This window comes from Mediterranea sp. ET5, assembly GCF_023337025.1.
Lineage (GTDB): Bacteria > Bacteroidota > Bacteroidia > Bacteroidales > Bacteroidaceae > Phocaeicola_A.
This window is the reverse complement of the sequence record NZ_JAMBLN010000002.1, coordinates 274,160-298,215: the sequence shown is the minus strand read 5'-3', so window position 1 is coordinate 298,215 and position 24,056 is coordinate 274,160. Positions and strand designations below refer to the sequence as shown.

The following is a 24,056-nucleotide window of genomic DNA, read 5'->3' as shown; positions in this document are numbered from 1 at the left end:
GACAGATATGGGATTAATTGGCAGCGCATTGGGAGCCGTCGGCAGCATCTTCGGCGGCATATCCGCATCGAAAGCGATGAAGAAGGCAAAGAAGAATGTACAGCAACAGATGCAGAAGAATCAGGACTGGTATGACCGTAGGTATAACGAAGATGCCACGCAGCGGGCTGATGCGCAACGCGTCCTCACAATGACAGAGGAGAGCATCAAGAACCGCAACCGCCAGGCGGCAGGAACTCAGGCCGTCATGGGAGGTACTGACGAGAGCACGGCAGCGACGAAAGCGGCCAACAACCAAGCCCTTGTCGATGCAACGGCGCAGATTGCTGTGAACGGGGAACAGAGGAAGGACCAGATCGAACAACAATACCTGCAACGTGACGCAGACTTGCAGAACCAGTTGCAGCAGCTTGAGATAGGTAAGGCACAGGCTATTGCAGGAGCAACAAGTGCATTGGGCAATGCAGTCGGTAGTATGGACTTCGGTACGGTCAAGATTGGTAGCAAGGATATTTCACTTTAAAATATTGTTATGGCAACAGAGACACTAAACACCATATTGGGTGGAGAGAAGAAAACGACCACTCCCCTTCCGATTGTGCCGAAATATGCCGACAAGCTTATATCGGGCGTAGAGAAGGGCGTTTCCCCATCACAGGCCATTCCCATTCCTAAGCAACCGACAGAACCACCGAAGCCGCAAAGAATCGGCTACGAAGATATGTTCAAGAAACTCAATCCGTACCAGCCTCCTACCGAGCAGGACTTGGAAAAGGAACGGAAAAAACAGCGGCGGGAGCAAATATTTGCCGCCATTGGTGACGGCATATCGGCACTCTCCAACCTGTATTTTACCACGCAATATGCTCCGAACATGTATTCAGGGCGCAACACGGCTTCACAGCGGGTTAAAGACCGTTGGGACAAACTTACGGCTGACCGAAATGCCAACATGACGGCTTACATCAACGGACTGATGAGGGCGCGGCAGATGGATGATGAAAATGCCAATAATGAACGTGCGTGGGAACGCCAGCTTGGTCTTGACAAGGCAAAGGCTGAACGGGACAAAGTGGCGGACGCACGTGCGGAGGAGGAAGAGAAACGAAAAAAGGAGTTGCATCCGTATGCCGTACGGGAAGCCGAGGGCAAAGCTAAGACAGCCGAAATAGCAGCCGAATATGCCGGCGCTTATGAGAAATCGAAGGTACAGAAGAACCAAGCATCTGCTATCGCTTCGCAGGAACGGGCCAACTATTACCGCAATGGAGGCGGTTCGGGTGCGAACAAGTATTACGGCAGATTCAGGGAGAAAGACTACAAGACGCAGGCAGATTATGAAAGGGACGTGCTGAATGCGGCCAAGGAGTATGGCATCCTACCCTATGAAGAAGTCGTGACAGAACGTAGTGGTTACAACGGCAACCCGACCAAGACGCGGCGGTATAACAAAGACCTTGCGCTCATCGCGGCGGAAGTGGAAAGACGCGACGCGGAAGAAAAGCTCAAGGAAAACAGTCCATACGGTATCATCATGCCGGGAGTTGGCGACAACACTACATTTCAGTACGCTGTACCTTGGAATAATGGCAATACCATGCCGGGAGTAAAATAATCTAAATCGAACAACTATGCCGACAGACAATAAAAGCACAATATGGTTGTATGAACAGCTAACCAAACAAGGATATCAAGTGGGCCGGGACGTGGACGAGTTTGACAATCTCATGCGTACAAACAAGGCTTCGCGTGAATGGGCATACACAACAGCAAAGGCCAAGGGGTTGAACGTAGGGAAAGACCAAGCCGAATTTGACAGTCTTGTAGCCCCGCAAGCAGCCTCTAGCAAAAATGAAGGCATCACTGTGCCTTTGGCTCCTCAGGAAATCGGTGGATGGGAAATGAAAACTTCCACATGGAGAAAGGAGGATAAGAATCCGGATGGAGGCAAGGAGGCGGAAGAGTCTGCCCGGATGCTGACACCTGACGAGATGAGCGACTTCCTGCAAGGGGAACGTGAATGGATTGCCGCGGGCACGGAGGATGTCATCGAGCGGTCGAAGCGGATTGCTGACAGGAACACGCCACAGGGACGTCAGGCGACACGGGAGGCGGAATGGGCCGCACACGTAGCGGGGACGCCGACGAGGGTGCTGGGTGTGCCCAAGGCTGCCGTCAAGGATGAGAGCCCGACAGGTGATGCTCCTGTGCAGGAGCAAGAGCAGGTGAAGGCGAGCGGACAGTCGCCCGTGCCTCACGGTGTGGTGTATGAGGACGGGAAGCCCCGGACGGAATGGGTGCTGCCGGACGGCTCGCTGACGACCTCGCGAATGGATGCGGAGCATGCGGAGTATGCGGCGCGTCAGGCACGGGACGAGCAACGTCTGGCGGACCGGATGCGCACCCTGGGGCTGGACCCGGAGCAGCCCGAGGATGTGCAGACGGAGTACCTGCTGAAGGAGAAGCGGCGCATCGAAGCGGAGATGGGCAAGAGAGGCAAGGAACTGGATGTGGAGTCGGCGGGGTTCTCGTGGCGTGACATGCCGCGCGGAGGCGGCGCCCTGGTGCACACGTACAACTCGACAACGGTCAACGGGCGTCTGGCGGACCCTGCGTACAAGGCACTGACGGCGCAGCTCCACCAGGTGAACGAGGGGCTTGCCGTCCTGGACGCGTCGAAGCGGAACAAGGCTGCCGACCGGTGGATCGACGACTCGTCGAACTGGGCTGCAAGGAAGGCCAAGCAGCTTGCCGCATTCGGCATCGGGAGCTGGCGCGGGCTGGCGCATGCCGTCGGGAAGGTCAGCACCTGGGACATGGGGATGACGGACATGGCGAACAATGCCATGCTGTATCAGGCTGCCACTGATGCGGACAGGCAGGGGATTGACAACATCAGCCAGGAGGAGCGCGACCTGCTGAACCTGGCGGCGAACACCAACGCCATCCAGGCGAAGTACGGGAAGGACCTGGGATACGGCTACGCTGCCGGGAACATCACGGGAGAGAGTCTGCCGTTCATGATGGAATTCATACTGAACCCGGCGTCGCGGCTGGGGCAGACCGCGGTGAACCGGATGATGCGTGTGGCTGTCGAGCGTTACGGCAAGGCTGCGGTGAAGGCTGCGGCGAAGAAGTACCTGGCGGCGAAAATCGGCACGCGCGTGGCGGGCGACATTGCCGGTGCGGCGGTCATGGCGGGCACGACGGGACAGGGACGTGTGACGGCTGACATGCTCAACCGGATGACGGGTGACGTGCAGTTCCGCGAGGACGGGAACGGACGGATCGTGTATGACGGACGCGAGGGTGCGGAGGACAGCATGGCGACCGCACTGCTGAAGGCATTCGGCGCACAGACCATCGAGAACCACTCGGAGATGCTGGGAACCTACTTCGCTCCTATCCTGGGCAAGGCCGCGAAGCTGGGACGGAAAGGGATGGAGAAGATCGGACTGGGCAAGGTGAACCGGCTGATCGACGACCTCGGCGCGACGAATGCCGCCCGGATGCTGGACGACTTCAAGAAGCGGACGAGATGGAACGGCACGGTGGAGGAGTATGCCGAGGAGGTTGCCGGCGGCATCGAGAATGCCCTGCTGGTGGGCGACAACACACTTGACACGGAGGAGGGGCGCGGTGTGTTCAACCGGGAGGAGAACATCAAGACCTTCCTGGGCGTGGGGCTGATGGGCGGATTCCTTGCCGGAGCGAAGATGGTGTCCTACCGTGGTCCGAAGCGTCGGGCGCTCGACGAGATGTCGGAAGCCGGGAAGGCGATTGACAGCGCCCTGGAAGGGAACTATCCCCTGATGGAGCAATGGGGTAAGTGGCGGAACACGTTCCTCATCGGCACGGACGAGGAGAAGGAGTCCGCACTGCGTGAAGTGATGAACAACGAGGAACTGCCTTGGGCATTCCGCAAGGGCGTGCTGGGCTTCGTCAAGGCGGCACAGAAGTACGAGGGGCTGTCGCGTGCACAGGAGAACAAGGTGGAGAACGGCGAGCAGGAACCTGCCGCACGGATGTATGACGCGAGCTATGACACCGGCTATGAGACGACCGACCCCGAGGGGATGGAAGCTGTCAGGAGCCGGATGGAGGCTGAACGGAAGCGGCTGGCGGAGATTCTGGGACTGGACAATCCGTCGGAGGTGGACGGGCACATCGGCGACCCGCTCGGGTTTGTCGAGGAGCAGCGGAAGCTGGGCGACGAGGAACGGGTGCAGGCAGCGGTGGACTATGCAAACGCCCGGTCTGCCTACGAGGGCATGGTGCAGCGCATGCGTGACGACATTGACGGGCGCATCGAGCAGAGCAACAGAATAGTAGACGAACGTACCAACCACGATACAGGCATGATACAAGGAATTATCATGAAGATACAGGATGAGAATCACAATGACCGCCGTGGATATGTACTAAGTGGTAACCTCGTAATGCTTCCAGACGGCACGGGCATCGACCATGACAAGTCGGATGGTAGCATCATCGTACGCGACGCAGACACGGGAGCAATGGAAATGGTGTCTCCCGAGGTGATATTGAGAATGGAACAGCCTGTAGACCCTGAAACGGAGAAGATGACGGCGGCGGAAGCCATACGGCAGCAGTACGGGCAACAGGAAGCCGACCGCATAGACGGAAGAGTGGCGCAGGCCTCCCCCAGCCTTTCAGCAGACGAGCAAACGGGCAGTTCCGAACAGCCGGAGTATGCCTTGAACTACGGGGTAACGCTCAGGAACGATGACGGAAGCCTGACTGAGGGCATCGTCGTCGATGCCAATTACGATGACGGTTACATGCTTGTGCAAATAGACACCCCACAGGGAGAGCGCGTCATTCCCTATTCGCGAGAAGAGCTTGACAACAGGATGCAGGAAGTGAGGAACGAGGACGGCCATACATTATGGAAAACCGGGGAAGCGTCTGGAAACTCCTCAACGCAGAATAGCAACAGTGAGCCGCAAATTATTCCTGCATCGGATGAGACCTTGCAAGCAGGTGCCAGTGTTTGGTCGGCTCTTGAGCGCATCCCGAAGGATAAGCAAGGGCAACCTCTGTATGAACAGACAGACCCGGAAACGGCGTGGGATGCCATCGTTGAGCAGACCGGAGGCGATGAGGAGATAGTCGGCGAGGTGGTTGCTGATTTGGTGGAAGAACAGGATAAGGCTTTGAAAGCTGCTGAAAAGGAATTAAAAAAAGTTCAAGAGGGTAAGCCGCAGCAGAAAAAAGGCGATGCTCCCCTGACAATGGATGAACGTATTGCTGCAAAGAAAGTGGCCAAAGAACAGCTGAGCCAAGCACAAGCCAATGTGGATGTTGCAAAGAAGCGGCTTGCTATTTGGCGGAATATTGCAAACACTCCGATCCGCAGGAAGCAGGCCGCACTTGCCGCACAGTCGAAAGCCGCCGAGGAAGCCGCGCAACTTCGCCGGGCAGAGGAAGAAAAACTCCGTGCCGAACGAGAGGAAGCCGAGCGTATACGCAGGGAAGCCTTAAACGGTGTGCCTGATTTCATTGAAGACACGCCGCAGGACGCACGGGCAAGAGGCTACCGCAGGGTGAATGGCAACAAGGTGGACCGCCAACAGGCGATACCGGCAAAGCAGGGCAACGAGGTGCAGGTGAAGTTTGACGATAACAACATCCCGACCGGGCATGTAGCCTTGATTGACGCATCGCAGTTGCAGCCGAGCCATATCAATGGTCTGCGCAATCCGTTGCACTTCATTGACGAGGCGCAGCCTAAAGAACGCAACGACGAGGCCAGCGTGATGTCGGCACGGAAGATTGCCGCCAATATCCGGCCGGAAGAAATTACCTCGTCTGTTACGGCTTATACCGGTGCGCCCACTGTAAACAGCCGTGGAGAAGTGATACAGGGCAACAACCGCAGTGCTGCCTTGCGCGAGATGTGGGCAGCACACCTCGAACAGGCTGCACGGTACAAGCAATACCTGACAGAACATGCCACAGATTTCGGACTGACACCCGAAGATGTGGAAACCATGCAGCAGCCCGTGCTGGTGAACATGCTGGACGTGACGGACGATGAAGCCATCACGTTGGGGCAATTCGTGGCGCAGGACACCGAGAGCGGCGGCACGGAACGCATCAAGCCCAAGAACATCGTGCAGAAGATGGGAAATGACATGCGCAGCTTTGCGGGACAACTGCTTGCCTCTCCGGATGAAGAAATGTCGTTCGCCGAACTGGTGGACCGTAACGGACCCGGCGTACTGAAATGGATGCAGCAGAAAGGTTACATCACTCCGACACAGTATAAGAGTGCATTCGACAGCAAGGGAGGACTGACGGCAGAAACCAAGAACGACCTGAAGGGTGTGATGTACCAGAGTATTTTCCAAAATGGAAACACCCACTTGGAGGAGATGTTCAATGCTTTGCCGGTGAAGGCGCAAAAGGCCATACTCGCCACTGCGTATCGTGACTATGACAGTCCGAACGCAGAACGGATGAATGCGGAGATACAGGACTCAATAAACGCATATTACGCGCTGTCGCAAGATGTAGCATTTGCCGGAGCCAAGAACTACAAGGAAGCGCGTATGGCAGCGGAGGCATGGAAAAGACAGCTTGCCTTTGACGATGTGACGGGCGAAAGTTACCTGCCCTCGGAAAGGTTCAGTAACTTTGCGCTGTTGCTGGCCACGATGTACAAGGGGCAGTCGCAGATGTTCATCCAAAACACGTTGGGGAACATCTTCGACCTTGTGCAAGGCACGCAGGAGACGACCTTATTCGATGAGCCGGACAACACGCCGCGTACGTTGGTGGAAGCCATCAACAAGACATTGAGCAACCTGAGAGAAGAATTATTGTTAAACGGAAACTTTATATACAATGGACAACGGAGAAGCAATGTATTGGCTGTCGGTAGTGCAGCAGGCCAACAAGGGCGACAAGGAAGCGATGGAAGTGCTCCGGCTGGAGGACGAGGAACGGACGCAGCAAGGGCTGATGACAGTAGTGGACGAACTGAAATATCTGGCGAACAAGGACAAGCAAAGGGAAGCGACAATAGCCAGCTTGAAGGAAATAGTTCGTCAAAGCAAGAAGAATACACACTAAGTTCCAAACAATCAGGAAATGGTGAACACTTCTATCAAGACGCAAGTGGGAACATAGACCTTGTGGATATTCCACAGGAAGTGTTTGACGAGATTGGATACAGCAAGGCTCCGTTCCGTCTTACCCCGAGTATGATACTTCATGTACTCAACGGGCATGGGAAAGAATTGGGCGTAAGTACAGTGGAAGATACTGTGCGTTTTGTGCTTGATGTAATGACACATTTCGACCATGTACGATTGGGATATGATGGAGCGTTAATATTTTCTATTGAAAATGGACGCAAACGTACAGGCAAAAGAGCCGTCACCATACTTATAAATTCGGATAATGGAAAGTTCTATGGATTGAAGACATCCGGATATGAGACTGTAAACGGACTGAGTAAAAGACCTTTGCTTTGGGAGAGGGGCGCGAAAAAAGAATCCTCTACTACAGATGCCGCATCTGCAAGTGTTTCCACCGGTAAGAGTCCATTAAGCGGCGAACAGTCCGGCAGCGCTTCACACCAAAGCAAAAGTCATTCAAAGAATGACGAGGCACATATCCTCCATGCTACGGACGAACAGTCTGCCGAAACTGTTGGAGCATCGCAAGAAGTGGAACAAAGCGGCACAACTACTTCCTCCCGCATGAACGCTCCTGCCTCTAATATCGTTCCTGAAACACCTGTTAAGACCGAACCTCAACAACCGAATAATGCCGTTTCGACTGGCTCTTCGCTTTCTGAAAATGAGAGGGGCGGCATTACATCTTCAGAACCCAACGGTAAGCCAACTGTTTCTTTCCACAAAGAAACTGATAAATCATCAGTTACTCAAATTATTGGCGAAAAAATTGCAAAAACGGAGGAAGAAACGGAGCAACGTGAAGCAGAACTGGCTTCGCGGGTGGAAGTAAGTGATGATGATTGGCAAGAGGGAGACACTGACAAGCCGATCTACAAACGGAGCATCATCATTGACGGTAAACATACCGCCACGCAAGTGGATCAGCCTGACGAAAACGGACATTATACCGGTTCCTATTTCGTATTCGACAACAAGCGGTTTGGGGACATTGCCGAAATTGTAGATTACATCGATAATGGTCAGGCACTTGCCACGAAGATTGCCCAAGCGGAAGCGGAAACCAATACGGAGCCTACGGAGAGACAGAAAGAGGCTGGTAACTACAAGAAGGGGCATGTACGTATCGGGCAGTTTGACATCACCGTTGAGAACCCGAAGGGCAGCGTGCGCCGTGGTGTTGATGCCAGCGGCAAGGCGTGGGAACATACGATGCAAAACACCTACGGCTACATCCGTGGCACGGAGGGCGTAGACGGAGACCACATCGACGTGTTCCTGACGAACGATATTGACGGCTGGAACGGAAGGCGTGTGTACATTGTTGATCAGTACAACGAGGACGGCACGTTTGACGAACATAAGGTGATGCTCGGCTTCAACGACGAGGCCGACGCACAGGACGCTTATCTTTCCAACTATGAAAAGGGCTGGGAATATAAGCATAAACTCGTCATGTCCTCGGTCAACCTTCCTGACTTCGAGAAGTGGATAAACAGCAGCCACAGAAAGACAAAGCCGTTTGCGGAGTACAAAAGCGTGAATAAGGCGAATGTGGCCAATGAGACGAATGCGCCGGAGGCTGGATTTGAGATTGCACCTACACAGTACACCACAAAGCGTGGCAAGGTGCTTGACATGTTCCTTGTGACCTTCGCAGAACCATTGACCAAAGAACAGCAACGGGCGGCAAAGGAACTTGCCAAGGCAGAAAAAGGATGGTATGACCGCGACAAGGGCGGCTTCATGATGCGCAGCGAGGAAAGCGCACGGAAACTGGCCGACACTATAACCGGCAATGAAGAAGTCGTGAGCAATGCGCAACCGTTGTCGATTGCCGACATACGCAAGTTAGAAGAGCCGGCAATGAGACAGGTTGATGTTGAGGGATTGATGCAGGCGATACGAGAGAACGGTGAAGCCAAGCTGAGCGAACACCATGTACCACAATCGGAACAGAAAGAGGATATTTCGACACGAGAAACACAGTCAAATCCTAAAAACAGCGGTCAGTTCGGTTTCGTGAGTGATGAACGCATGGAAGAAATAAAGAGGAGGTTGAAGATGAAACGCGGGCAGCTCAATATGGGTTTAGACCCAGAAACCATGCTACTTGGAATAGAATTGACCTTAGGGTACATAGACCGTGGCATCAAGAAGTTCGCAGATTATGCGAAGGTCATGATTGATGAAGTGGGTAATGAATACAGACCCTACCTTAAAATGTTCTATAATGGTGTAAGGGAATCTCCAGAGGCACAGGAATCCGGTCTTGCCGATGAAATGACCCCGTATGACGAGGTGCGCACGTTTGATGTGGCCAACTTCGACAAGGGACATTCTGACGCTTTGGCCACCGCTGAAATGGTGGTGCAGGAGCAGGAAGTGAACAGACAGGCCGACGAAGCCAAAGAGAAACTGATTGAACAACGTAACGAACAAAGGAGAAAAGAAGATGAACAAACAACAGCAGATACAGAAGCTATTGCAGGCCAAGCAAAGGCTGTTGCAAGCCAAGCGGAAAGCGACATCAAAGCTACAACAACTGAGCAGCAAGTAAACAAAGTAGTTGAGCGCATAGACCAGCAACTGGAAGAGGTTGACAAGCAGCTTGCGTTGCTCGGTTATTATGAGGCGGAGCCAGTGGAGAGCGACTTCAACGAGGCATACGGGTATATGCGCAATGCCGAGAAAAAAGCCGTCAGGGACGCTAACCGCCTCGCCAAGCGACTTGTGAATGATTTGGGCATTGACCCGGATACGATTGTTGACAAGAAAGGCAAAAAACGCAAGAGTTATGCTGTGGCGAATATCGCTCCGGCAGGAGGCGATATTTCCATTTATCTACCTTTATCAAGTGAAGCCAATCTTTATCTGTCAATAGGTTTGGCACCCACATACGAGCGGAATGCCTCGATACCGTTAATAGATAGAGGCAAAGGCGGACGTTGGGAAGGTGACAATCTTGAAGTTGAAAGAATCATGTACCGTATTGAGCAGCCAAATGCGAATGGCGGTGAACGATACGAGTTCAACAACTTTGCAGATTCGGATGTGACCTATTCTGATTTACTAAAAGACATTCGGAGAATATCTAAAAAGTATATTCCCGTAAAGGAGGAAATCGGTGAGAATGACAAACCAAAAGATGCTGGGAATAAGAAAAAAACAGTATTTTCGCAAACACAGGTAGCCGACTTATTCGGAGGACTGTTTGAGGAAGAAGCAAATCCGGAAGCCACAGAAAGCCAAGACAACGAGCTTCACCGCAAGTTCGCTATGACGGTCAAGAACGACATGCTTGCAGCCCTTGACAATGGCACGAAGCCGTACCGAAGCATTTTGGATTTGCGCAAACGTGCAAGCGGTCTTGGAATGGAAGTGGACAATGACGGACGTACCGACATTCTCCTTCAGGAACTTGTAGAGGACGGACTGGTGAGAGCAGCCCGTGAGGTGGTGAAACGTCACGGAAGTGACAGCAAGGAAACCTACGACCTCATCTGCAAGCTGTATGAGATGCAGCCCACCATTGCCGCACGGAGCAGCAACCGCATCAAGATGCAGCAATACTCCACCCCACTCCCCATGGCATGGAATGCGGTCCGCTTCGCAATGACCGGGAAGAAAGACGGCAAGGTGCTGGAGCCGACAGCCGGAAACGGCATGCTGGTGTTTGCTATACCCGCCGGACAAGTACACGCCAACGAGCTTGATGGCACACGACTGGCCAACCTGCGTGAACAAGGCTTTGCACAGGTGACGCAGCAGGATGCCACAGAGCCGTTCGAGGGTGGAAAGCAATATGACGCGGTGGTAGCCAACCCACCGTTTGGCAAGCGTGAGGCTGTGGACTATGACGGAAAGCTGATAAGCGGTCTTGATCCGCAGATAACGCTCAATGCCCTCGCCAGCATGAAGGATGACGGGCGTGCGGCCATTATTATTGGCGGTAACATGGAGTACGCTTCCAACGGTGGATTGAAAAGCATGAAGCCTTTCTTCACCTATTTATACGACCACTACAACGTGAAGGGCGTGGTGGACATGGACGGTAGCCTGTATGCCAAGCAAGGTACTACCTACCCCACCCGAATGATACTGATAGACGGCCGGAGAAGCGAGGAAGAACGAGCGCAGAGTGCCGTATATCCACCTGTGCAAAGTAAGGCCATCCGCAAGGGAGACAGCTTTGAAGCACTTTATGACATCATTGAAGAAATAATCAACTCAAAGGAAAAGACAAATGGAACAGAAATTTTACGTAGCCAGCAAGGGCAACTCTTACCTGTCGCTGACCAACCATCCCGGAACGCTGACAGAGAGCGACATACTGAACAACCTCGAAAGGATGATGCAGGCAGACCTGGAGGAAGAACTTCCGTGGAAAGAACTCAGGAGCCGGGCGAGGTGGTTCTACGAGGAGAACATAGAACGGATATTGGAGATGGTGAAACCCGGCGAAGAACTGGAGGAAATACCGGAGGAGGAAGCCGAGGAGTATCAGAACCTGACGTTCAGCGAGTGGAAACAGTGGGAGTTTCCACGGAGCGAGTGGGATTAGAGCCGACAAGCACCGAACAGCCGAAGAGACGCACCCTTACCGAAGAAAAAAGTGCGTACAGACCACACAATAGTGCGTTTTCCCTGCAAAGCGTCGCTCCCGCCGCCATGGTGGAGGCAATGGACCGCACCCTCTCCCTAATTGAAAAGAAGTACGGGCACATAGACGAGTTCGTAAGAAAGGAACTCGGTTATGACACGACGGACGAGTTGCATCAGGCACTTGCCGCTGAGCAGGTTGACAGCGTGGCAATGGCCATCTATCAGATGAAGCAAGGGCAGGCACTTATCATTGGCGACCAGACCGGCGTAGGAAAAGGCCGTCAAATGGCCGCACTTATCCGCTGGGCAGTAAGACAGGGCGAGAAACCTATTTTCATTACCCAAAAAGCCGACCTGTTTTCCGATATTTACCGAGACTTGGTAGACATTGGAAGCGGCGACCTTGTGCCGTTCATATTCAATTCTCCGTCAGCCAAGGAGAACAAAGGCGAGATGGTGGATGCAAACGGCAAGGTCGTGTATAAAGGATTGTCTGATGCGAAGATGAAAAAAGTATTGGCTACAGGCAAGCTACCTGACGAATGCGACTATGCCGTCCTTACCTATTCTCAAGTGAATACAGGTGACGAGGTGAGCCAAAAGGAAATGGAGGAAGCCGCCAAGAAGAATAAGACCCGTTCCAAGAAAAGCAAGAGTGCAAAGGATGGGAAAGCCACACCCAAAGCTACCTTCCTGCGTGCCATTGCCGAGGACAACTACCTGTTCCTTGACGAGAGCCACACTGCAGCAGGTTCGAGCAATACGGGTGCATACTTGCAAAGTATTCTCCGCAGCGCAAAAGCGGCCACGTTTGCCAGTGCGACGTTCGCCAAGCGTCCTGACACCATGCCCCTGTATGCCATACGGACCGCCATGAGCCAAGCCAAGGTAGAACCCGACAAGCTGATAAGCATCATCGAGAAAGGTGGAGTGACCTTGCAGGAGATAATGAGCCGCGAACTGACCAATGCCGGGCAGATGGTACGCAGGGAACGCGACATGAGCGATGTCGTGACCGACTGGAAAACGATAAACGACCCTGAAACCGTCAGGCGAGCGAGAGAGAACTACGACCGTACGATTGCTGCATTCAACGCCATTATCAAATTCCAGGAGGATTATGTCAAGCCGATGGTTGACACAATGGATAAGGAGCTTGCGGCCATGGCCGAGAGTGCGGGTATTAAGAGGGGTACGGATAAAATGGGCATAGATAACGTTCCGTTTGCCAGCAAGACCTACAACTATACCAAGCAACTCATGCTTGCCCTTAAAGTGGATGCCATAGCCAATGAAGTAGATACTGAGATTAAGGCAGGCAGACACCCGGTCATCGCATTGGAAAGCACGATGGAAAGCAGTATCAAGGACTATTCCGCAGGTGAAGTCATTGTAGAGCCGACCTTCAGTGCCAGTCTTTTGAGAGGACTTGACACCGTGATGCAATATACCATCAAGGACGAGAACGGGAAAGAACAACACGCACGTTATTCGCCTAAGCAGTTAGGCGAAGCCGGGGAGAAAGCTTACTATGAATTGCAGGACTTCATCCGGGAGAGCACCAGCGACATTTTCATCAGTCCGCTTGATGCCATTATCGAGCGTCTGCATGAAATGGGCTATAAGATTGGTGAGCTGACAGGGCGCAATATGTACGTGGAGCGTGATGATAAGGACCGTGTTGTCGTGAAGCGCAGGACGGACAAGGACAAGAAGAGGATGCAGCGTGAGTTCAACAACGGTGAACTTGACGTGCTCATCCTAAATAAGTCCGCCTCGACCGGTATCAGTCTACACGCATCTGAGAAGTTCAGCGACCAGCGTCAACGAACAATGATTATCGCCCAGCCACTCAGCGACATCAACGACTATATGCAGATGATTGGCCGCATCGACCGCACGGGGCAGGTACACAGGGGATATTACATCAACCTCGGTTTACCAGTTCCTGCGGAGAATCGCTTCCTGATGATGTTGTCCACCAAGTTGAAATCGCTGAATGCCAATACGACCACCTCGCAGGACAGCGAAAGCAACGAAGTGGAAGCTCCCGACCTGTTGAACAAATACGGTAGCCAAGTAGTCGTGGAATACCTGCGTGACAATCCCGACGTCTACGATAAGATGGGCAGGCCATTGAAAAAGAATGGTGAAAACGGCGGTACCGTTAGTATAGCCGAGCTTGACGAGTACAAGCCGCAAGAGGATGACGCACGTAAGATAACCGGCTATGTGGCATTGCTGAATACCCAAGAACAGGAAGAATTTTATGATGATGTGGTAAGGCGGTATAACGAACTCATCAAGTACCTGAACGACACGGGGAACAATGATTTGAAGATTACCGTCATGCCGCTCCGTGCCAAGACGTTGGAAAAGCGTGTGTCATCTGAAGGAATAGACCCGACCGGCACCAATCCCTTTGCACAAAACTCATATGTTGAGCAGGTTGAAATGGACGTGCTGCGCAAGCCGATGAAAGCAGCCGAGATACGCAAGACTATCGAGCAGGTTAATAAAGGGAAACGTCCGGAGGATTACATACGCCAAGTAATTTCCACCATTGAAAAGGAGGACGAGGCAAGAATTGCTGCCGAGGAAGCCCGTTACGAGCGGTCGAAGGTAAGGGCGCAGGAAGATATTGCCAAGCAGACCGAGAAAATAAACCGCCAGCAGAAACGTTCCGCAGAAGAGAAGCAAGCCGCTATTGCCGACTATGCGAAAGAAACCCATGAAAATGTGGAAGCCAAGCACAGCGACAATTTGGTTCGCCTCAACACGAACAGCGACATGTTGAAACAACGTCTGCGCATGTTTGAGGTTGGGAAGTCGTACCTAATGCCCGACAACCTTGATACTATGGCGTTTGACTTCTCCACACCGGCCATATTCTGTGGCTACAAGGCAAAGGACAGCAAGATAACCGCCTCTACCACGCTTGCTGTATTCGCGACCCTTGACGGTCGCAGACGCGTTGAAGTCAAACTATCCGATATAGCGGCACTGCGAAGCATCTACAAGACAACCAATGACAATTGGGATGCCGCGCGTTCCACAACGCTTGATAATTGGGACAGCCAAATACCAACAGGCACACGAAAGACCGGTTATATCATGACGGGGAACATCCTGCAAGCCATCGCTGACACCCAAGACGAAAGAGGAGGTTTCCCCGGCCAGCTTATCAGTTACACCGACATTGACGGAAACGTGCATGACGGCATATTGATGCCCGACAAATGGAACAGGTCTATGTTGAAAACCAGCGGTGTACCTATCATCAGCCGGTTGAAGCAGATAAAAGATTACCAACCAGTCACCAGCCATGACGGTAAAGTGGAAATAACAGGCAGCAGTTGGGCGAAAATATATTACCTAGCTGTGCCCAAGACAAAGAAAGACGGCTCCGTCTACTACGAGAACAATGCGATTCTCAACGCCGTTCATGGGCACAATTTCTATCCATACCGGGGGAAGCTGCGTGCGGACATTCCGGCAGAGAATATCGAAAGCGTGGTAAAGGAGTTGTCGAAGTTGGGTGTAAAGGTACAGGAAGAAGCTAAAGAGGATGACGTGTTATATAGGCTTGACGACTATATGACTAACGGGGAAGAGGCCAACGACTTGTTCCGAATAGTAGATGATGCAAATGAGATAGAGCGGTTGAATAGTGCCCCCTCCACTATTGAATCCACCCGTGAAGCGTCTACCATCATGGAGGATGCTGTGCGTGAGGGTCGGTATATGAAGGCTCCCAACGGGGCTCAGTCGAAGCTTGACTCCCGGCAATGGGTGCAGGTGCGCACGTCTGCCTTCAAGGCGTGGGCAGGTGACTGGGAAAATGACCCGGAGCATGCGACGGTGGTGCTGGACGAGAATGGCGAGCCGCTGGTGGTGTATCACGGTACGGATGCCGAGTTCACCACGTTCGACCCGGAGCGTGGGGACGGCGCTCACCGAGGGATGTACTTCACAGACTCGAAGGAGATGGCTGCGAGCTACAAGGGCGGCAAGCACCTGATGCCGGTGTTCCTGAACCTGCGTGAGGTGTATGAGTTTGACGGTCGTGGGCGCAACTGGGAGGATCTCACGTTGGCTCAACCTTACGATAGGAACAGTGGTGAAGACGTGGTGGAACATGCGGAGAAAGTTGTACGGATGTACCAAGCGGAAGTGGAAGCGAGAAGGAGACGTGGCGGCAACGCTGACGAGTATGCACAGCGTCTCAGCGAGCTGCGTGTGCCCCGTCTGCTGTCGGCTTATCGTGCGGTAGAGAGCGAGAAACCGGGAAATGTGTTTGCGGCAGCAGCCCGCCTGGTGAAGATGCGCCGTCTGCGCAAGGAGATGGAGCGGTACTTCCGTTCGGCTGATCCGGAACTGAGCTCGGGATTGGCAACGAGGGATGTCGACCTGACACATGATGACCGTGACGGCATCATCTTCCGGAACATCCGGGATTACGGGACGCAGGTGGAGGATGACGCTCCGCATGACGTGTACGTGGTGTATGACCCGAACAACATCAAGTCTGCCACGGGGAACAATGGTGAGTTCTCGCGGGAGAATAATGACATCATGTTCAGGGATGGTAAAAACAAGCCCAATGAGCCCAAGCCAATAGGACGTAGCATATTCGGGAACGTGTATAATCAGTTCAAGGGTAAAGTTCTTCAAGCCGTGAAATTCTTGGTCAATCACGAAAGCGGAGATTTGCTTGGAGTATTCCATAGAAATGATATAGGTGATATTGATATGGTTTGGGGCGATGAAGGTGGCGGACTCTGCCATATTCTGAACAAGCATGTCAACGACAAGGATTTCCCGAGTGTTAAGGATTTGGTATCTCGCATAGAAGACATCATAAACAAAGGAGAGATTGACGAACGACATTCTAATACCGACAAACTTGTATTGGTGAAGGATGGTTATCTTGTTACGATACGTCGTAACGTAAGAGAAAAGGGTATAAAAATAGCCGACAAGAACTGGGTTCTGACGGCTTATAATAAAGATGCACCTGCCACCACCAAGGCTCCCGTTGATGGCACTTATGGGAGCACGGCTGTCGCTCCCGGTACATCTTCTGCTGCAAAGGTAGTTGAAAGTTTCGAGAATTCAAGTGTTGAGGAAGATAATCTCCGCGATGGGGACGGTGCTTTGACCGATGATGAGTTGTCGATGACGAACGATCCCGTGTCCAAGGTATTGGGCAAGTCTGTCCGGACTGTCCAGGAGTACAAGCGGTTTGCCGAACGGGAACGTGCACGCATGATCGCTCATATACAGGAACTAGCTGAGAAGTTGCATCTTGACAATGTGGAGATTGTTACTGATGCCTCCACTCTTGAAGGGAGAAGAGGCAAAGCCAAAGGGTTCTATTCCCGTAGCACCGGTAAGATTACGATTGTGATCCCGAACCACAGTAGTGTGTTTGATGCGGAACAGACATTGCTGCATGAGGCCGTGGCACATTACGGACTAAGACAGTTGTTCGGCGAGCATTTCGATACGTTTCTTGACAACGTTTTCCGAAACGCAGAAACTGGTATAAAGGAGCGTATCAGCCAAATGGAGAAACGTTTATACCAAGCAGATATCGAGGAACGTGCAAAACAAAAAGGAGGTGGTGTATTTGCCCGTGCGGAAGCTGTGACTGAAGCTAATGAGAAACGCAGGAACGGGGACTATCGCAAGACAGCCACCGAGGAATACCTTGCCTCGCTGGCCGAGGAGACGAACTTCGAGAATACCAATTCAAGCTGGTGGAGCAAGATAAAGGAGCTGTTCTTGCGTATGCTGCATAAGATTGGCTTTGAAAACTTCTCAGGCGTAACCTTGTCGGACAACGAGCTGCGCTACATCCTTTGGCGGAGCTACGAGAACCTTGCCGAGCCGGGCAGATACCGCAGCATATTGGGAGAAGCCGAGGATGTGGCCAAGCAGAACGAACTGAAAGTAGGCAACTATACCGTAACAGATAATGCGACGCGCAACGTGGCGGAAGGCCGCGATGAGCTATACAGGGACGGCGACCCCGAAATACATGAGCGGACGTTGGCACGCGACAGATACGAGCAGCGCGTGAAACGCGGCGTGTACCAGACGCAGGAAGCCTTGCAAGACAGTATGCTCGGACTGCGTGAAGCGATGGAAGCCATACTCAAAGGAGAGGGCAAGAAGAAAATACGCATAGAAGACGTTGACGGCTTCGAGAATGCCTATTTTGGCGAAAACAGGCTTTCCTCGGTGAACAAAGCAGAAGCCGACGCTTTCGCACATACTTTGTTCAAGCCTTTGCTCGACGAGGTGGCAAAACTTGCTCCTACCAAAGAAGCACGAGAGGAACTGACCGACTATATGATGGCCAAACACGGACTGGAACGCAACAGAGTGATGCGTGAACGTGAGAAAGAGAAACTGATTGCCAACTCCGAATTAGCCAAGACAAAGCCCCAGCAGCCGAACATCGACAATGACGACTACGACCTGAAAATGGATGCTTTCGACAAGGCTATGGAAGATTGGAACAAACAGGTAGAAGATGAGTTTGGCGACAAGTTTGAAGTCATTGACAAGCGCGACTTTGCCGGACTGACCGCACTGACCGATACCGACAACGTAGCCGATGCGGAAGCTGAAGCACAACAAATGGTTAATGACTATGAGAGCGGCCACGACACCGATACGCTTTGGAAACGCACCAACGCAGTGAGCGATGCGACACTCTCCAAGCTGTACGAGAGCGGCATGATGTCAAAGGAGACTTACGACAATATCCGCTCCATGTACGATTACTACATTCCGCTTCGCGGCTTCGACGAAAAGACCGGCGAGGAAGCATACGCCTACCTTAACAGCAAGAACAGTGCGTTCAATGCCCCGATAAAGACAGCCAAAGGACGAAAGTCGAAAGCAGACGATCCGTTCGCCTACTTGCAAAGCATGGCGGAAAGTGCCATCGTGCAGGGCAACCGCAACAAGTTGGTGAAGCAGAAGTTCCTGAACTTCGTACTCAATCATCCGAGCGACCTCGCCAGCGTGAGCGACATTTGGCTGAAATATAACAAGGTGGCAGATGAATGGAAACCCGTGTTCCCGGACAACATCAACGCAGACGACACACCATCAGAAGTGGAACGCAAGATGCAGGACTTCGAGTACAAGATGAAAGAGCTTGCCGAGCAAGACCCTGACCTGTACAAGCACGGCAAAGACACGGTGAACATACCCTACCGGGTAGTAGAGAAACGCGACCTGCGCCAGCACCAAATTGTCGTGAAACGTGGCGGAAGGGATTACGTCATCACGATAAACGGCAATCCGAGGGCAGCACAGGCACTCAACGGACAGACCAACCCCGACAACGATATGTCAGGCGCAGTTGGCGCGATACTGAAAGCCGGTGAAAGGATTAACCGTGAGTTGAGTGCGCTTTATACCACACGCAACCCCGACTTCGTGGTGTCGAACTTCATCCGTGATATGCTGTATTCAAACAGTATGATGTGGATAAAGGAGAGTCCGAATTATGCCCTGCGTTTCCATCGGAACTTTGCTAAGGTGAACCCTGTCAGGATGAAGATGCTGCTTGCGAAGTATCGCAAAAATGAACTCGACATGAGCAACGACACCGAACGAATGTTCCACCAGTTCATGATGAACGGAGGCGAAACAGGATACTCCAACATGCGTGACATCGAGAAGCATAAGAACGACATCCGCAGGGAAATACGCAAGGCCGGTGGCCAACTGCCCATCCGTAAAGCATGGGATTTGCTGGCTGAACGGCTTGACGAGGTGAACCGTGGCGTGGAAAACTGCGCACGTTTTGCCGCCTTCATGACATCGCGCGAAATGGGCAGGACAATAGACCGGTCTATCTACGATGCAAAGGAGATAAGCGTGAACTTTAACAAGAAAGGGAGCGGTGCCAAATTCATGGGAGCCACCGGACAGACCAAGTTAGGCAATGCCAGTGCATTCATGTCAGGACTCGGAAGAAGCGGTTTTGTATTTTGGAACGCCGCGATACAAGGCACGGCAAACTTCGGGCGGCAGACCAAGAGACACCCTGCAAAGGCGCTGACCGGTCTTGCCGCGATGTTCCTGCTCGGTGCAATCGTAGCTTCACTTGGTTATGGTGATGACGATGAGGACGACAAGAACAACTACTGGAACTTGCCCGAATACGTAAGGAGAAGCAACCTGTTGTTCCGTGCCGGTGACCAATGGATAAGCATACCGTTGCCTGTGGAATACAGAGCCGTGTACGGACTTGGCGAACTTATGACCAGCACGTTGAGCGGAAAAGAACACTTTACGGACGGAGAGCTGGCAGGCAAGATAGCCGGACAGGTAAGCCAGTTGTTGCCGCTTGACTTCATGGAGGGAGGAGGAGGCTTCAAGGCTTTCATTCCGAGTTCCATCAAGCCGTTTGCCGAGGCTTACGGCTACAAAAAGAGCTGGACAGGGCTTCCTCTGTATAAGGATACTCCTTATAACAAGGATATGCCCGAATGGACGAAAGCTTACAAGAGTGCGAACAAATACCTCGTGGACTTGTCAGAAACACTCAATGAAATGTCCGGCGGCGACCAATACACGAAAGGAGCTGTTGATTTTAACCCGGCACAGGTGGAATACGTACTGAACGGCTATTTCGGCGGCATTGCTAATACGATAAACCGCATGACCAAAATGGGTGAAACCCTTATTGGCCAACGTGAGTATGACCCAAACAGTTTCCTTGTGCTTAACCGTATCCTGAAAAACGGTGATGAACGAACGGAATACAAGGCTATCAACAACGAGTATTTCAGACTGAAAGAAGAGCATGACAAGTTGAGAACACGGCTAAGGAATTACGAACGGGACACCGACAACGGCGTATTCGACTATGCGGAGAAGATAGATTTCCTTTATAACTCACCCGAATATGCAAGGTATGAGATATTCGAAAGCTATCGGTCTGACATTGACGATCTGTATAACCTCCTTAAAGAAGCCAATGCCAACGGCGACAAAGAGGCGGTGAAAGACATCGAAGCCCAGTTGAAAGAAGTCAAGAAGATGATGATAAAGGACATGGACGCGACTCGTAAATAGTTAAACAGTCTCATATGCTTGGAATGGTTATTTTTGCTGGCAAAGCATAAGTAACATTCCAAGCATCCTAAAATGAAACGATATGCAGCACACGAATAAGAATACAAAACTGTTCCCGATGAGCCGAATCACACCGAAACGCGGCGATACGGGAATAGACACCGTGGCGTTCTCGCAGAAGAACTTCGGCGACCGCCGGGCATTTGACGTGCTCATGGAAGCGCAGCATTACTGGAACCAAATGGACGACTTCCGGCATAACAGGGAGCGCAACAAGCGATACACCTACGGAAGACAGTGGGATGACGTGATATGCGTGGACGGCAAGAGCATGACGGAGGAGGCATACATTGAAATGCAAGGCAACATCCCTTTGAAAAACAACCTCATCCGAAGGTTGGTTCGCAACGTGCTTGGCGTTTACCGCAGCCAAATGAAAGAACCTACCTGTACCGCCCGTGACCGTGACGAACAGAAGCTGGGTGAAACGATGAGTACTATCCTTCAATGCAACATGCAGCTGAACCGAATGAACGAGGTGAACGCCCGGACGATGGAAGAATTCCTGATTTCAGGCTTCATCGTTCACCGGAAAAGCTACGGTTGGCGGAATAACAAGGAGGATTGCTGGACAGACTATGTTCAGCCAAACAATTTTTTCATTGACAATAATATGCGAGACTTCCGAGGGTGGGATGTGACGTGTCTTGGCGAAGTGCATGACGTGAGTTTCGGACAGTTGTGCGAACAGTTCGCCCATACGCCACAAGACTACCGCAGGCTGAGAGACATCTACAAATGGGCCGCACGCAGGGAGTATATTGCCAGCTATGCCGAACGGTTCGGTTACAGCCGTTTGGAAAACTACGATTTTCTGCTGACTAATGAGCCGGGAAGATGCAGGGTGATAGAAGTATGGCGGAAAGAGCAGAAACCCCGTTACCGATGCCACGATTATCAAAACGGCGACATTTTCAAGATAGACATCGAGGACTACGCTACGGAAGTGGAGCAAGTGAACCGCGGGCGTATGCAAATGGCCAAAGCCGCAGGAATGCCTGAAGAAGAAGTCCCGCTGATCAAAGCCACGTGGTTTGTGGATGATTACTGGTACTTCTACTACCTTTCACCGTTCGGCGACATCCTGAAAGAAGGTGAAACGCCCTACGAGCATGGAAGCCACCCCTACGTGTTCAAGGCATATCCGTTCATTGACGGCGAGATACACTCGTTTGTGTCGGACGTGATAGACCAGCAGCGTTACACCAACCGATTGATTACGCTGTACGACTGGATTATGCGTGCCTCCGCCAAAGGCGTATTGCTGATGCCAGAAGACTGCCTGCCAGACGGGGTGAGCATGGAGGACATAGCGGAAAGCTGGGCGGAGTTCAACGGTGTGATTGTATACAAACCCTCGTCAAGCAGACAAGTTCCACAACAGGTTGCCAACAACTCGACGAATATCGGAATCACGGAGCTGCTCAATCTGCAACTGAAATTCTTTGAGGACATCAGCGGCGTGAACGGAGCACTGCAAGGTAAACCCGGATTCTCAGGGCAAAGTGCATCCATGTATAACCAGCAGGTACAGAACTCGACAATGGCTTTGCTGGATATGCTGGAGTGTTACAGCCAATTCACGATAGACGGTGCTTATAAGGACGTGAAGAACATGCAGCAGTTCTACGATACGAAGCGTGTGTTCAACATTGCAGGCAAGAGCGGAGCACAGATTGAATACGACCCGAAGAAGATACGTGACGTGGAATTTGACTTGTCGATTAGCGAAAGCACTTCTACCCCAGCCTACCGACAGCTTGCCAATGACATCCTGATGCAACTGTTCCAATCGCGGGCTATCAGCGTGGAACAACTTCTGGAATTCGGCGATTTTCCGTTTGCGGACGAACTATTGCAGAGCATCAAGGCACAGCGTGAGCAAATAGAGCGAGGCGGAACGCCGGAGGCCATATCGCCACAACTCATGCAACAGGCACAACAAGGCGCAAACATGCAAGCAGTAAACATGCTGCATAACGCAATGGTGGCATAAATGGTTGTACTACCTTTGTATCAGTACAAAATCAAAAAATAAGTATAAAGTTATGGATAAAAAAACAATTTGCATTGACTTCGACGGCGTAATCCACGATTACAGCAAGGGCTTTCAAGGTGCTGATGAATTCGGGCAGATGATACCGAACGCAGATACAGGCACGTCCGTTTTGAAACAGAAAGGCTGGACAATCATCATCTTCACCACGAGGAAGAAAACGGACAAGTTAGAGAAATGGCTGAAAGACCACAACATTACTTACGACTACATCAATGAAAACCCCAACCAGCCCGAAAACACGAGCGGCAAACTGATAGCCGACGTGTATCTTGATGACAGAGGTATTTGTTTCCGAGGAACTTGGGACCAGTGGCTCGTGAGAGAAATACTCGATTTCGAGCCGTGGGAAGAACGCAGGAAAAAGGAAATGGAACAATTGGCCAACTTCGGGAAAACGGAGGATAGCATTTGGGAGCGAGGCAATGAGAAAAGAATAAAAGCCGATACCTCAAGTTGGTAACATACAACAATCATTCCGTTGGCAAAAAGCACCCCTCACATGATTATGGGTATGCCATTCCCCAACGGATTATGAAAAGGCGGACAGCACAGCAATGATGCGTCCGCCTTTATTTATTCATCTGATTTTCTTAGGACGTTTTATCTTCTTACCGCCGTTCCCAACTACCTGATAAGTTACGAGCGGGTCACCAGTCAGCGTCCGAATGCCGTCCAAGTCCTGTTTACTTTTGGCTGTGTACTTCATGGCGTTTCTTCTTTTTATGGTTTCTGATGCATCCGGCATACCAGTGGTAAAACTGCTGCCGCTTCAAATTCTCCACTTCAGGGACAATGCCGCACGTTCCATTACGATAAGCCGTGAAGTAGAAGCACTCCGTTTCGAGGTCGCGCACGTGTGCATCATAGGAAATATACCCTTTCTGTTTGAGCTTGCGGAAGTTGAACCTGTCCATGATGATAAGTTTTCCCTTGCTCCCCGAAAGAGGCATTACATAATAACGCTCGCCCGTCTGACAGTGTGCGTCCTCGGCTTTCTTTACCGCCTCACGCAACCGGAGGCTTGCCTTCAATTTCTGAAATACGTTCATAACAAATCCGTT

General features: G+C 51.9%; 6 protein-coding genes. 5 read left to right on the top strand and 1 reads right to left on the bottom strand.

The window, feature by feature from the left end:
• Positions 1–7: 7 nt before the first annotated feature.
• The 5 genes from M3087_RS02730 to M3087_RS02710 all read left to right on the top strand — a co-directional run bounded on the left by M3087_RS02730 (position 8) and on the right by M3087_RS02710 (position 23,455).
• Positions 8–523, top strand: coding sequence for a hypothetical protein (locus tag M3087_RS02730; protein WP_249093577.1), 516 nt, complete (start codon positions 8–10; stop codon positions 521–523).
• 9 nt (positions 524–532) lie between these two features.
• On the top strand, positions 533–1,615 hold the full coding sequence (locus tag M3087_RS02725; protein WP_249093576.1) for a hypothetical protein: 1,083 nt from the start codon (positions 533–535) through the stop codon (positions 1,613–1,615).
• Between the two features lie 286 nt (positions 1,616–1,901).
• A complete protein-coding gene (locus tag M3087_RS02720; RefSeq protein WP_249093574.1) occupies positions 1,902–20,876 on the top strand; it encodes an LPD38 domain-containing protein in 18,975 nt (6,324 codons plus the stop codon).
• A 118-nt stretch (positions 20,877–20,994) separates the two neighbouring features.
• Positions 20,995–22,932 carry a hypothetical protein gene (locus M3087_RS02715; protein ID WP_249093572.1) on the top strand — a complete coding sequence of 646 codons (1,938 nt, stop codon included), beginning with the start codon at positions 20,995–20,997 and terminating at the stop codon, positions 22,930–22,932.
• A gap of 52 nt (positions 22,933–22,984) precedes the next feature.
• Entirely contained in the window at positions 22,985–23,455 is a 471-nt protein-coding gene (locus M3087_RS02710; RefSeq protein ID WP_249093571.1) for a hypothetical protein, read from the top strand.
• A 223-nt stretch (positions 23,456–23,678) separates the two neighbouring features.
• On the opposite strand, the gene M3087_RS02705 is transcribed toward M3087_RS02710, so the two are convergent.
• Positions 23,679–24,044, bottom strand: coding sequence for a hypothetical protein (locus tag M3087_RS02705; RefSeq protein WP_249093569.1), 366 nt, complete (start codon positions 24,042–24,044; stop codon positions 23,679–23,681).
• Positions 24,045–24,056: the final 12 nt, after the last annotated feature.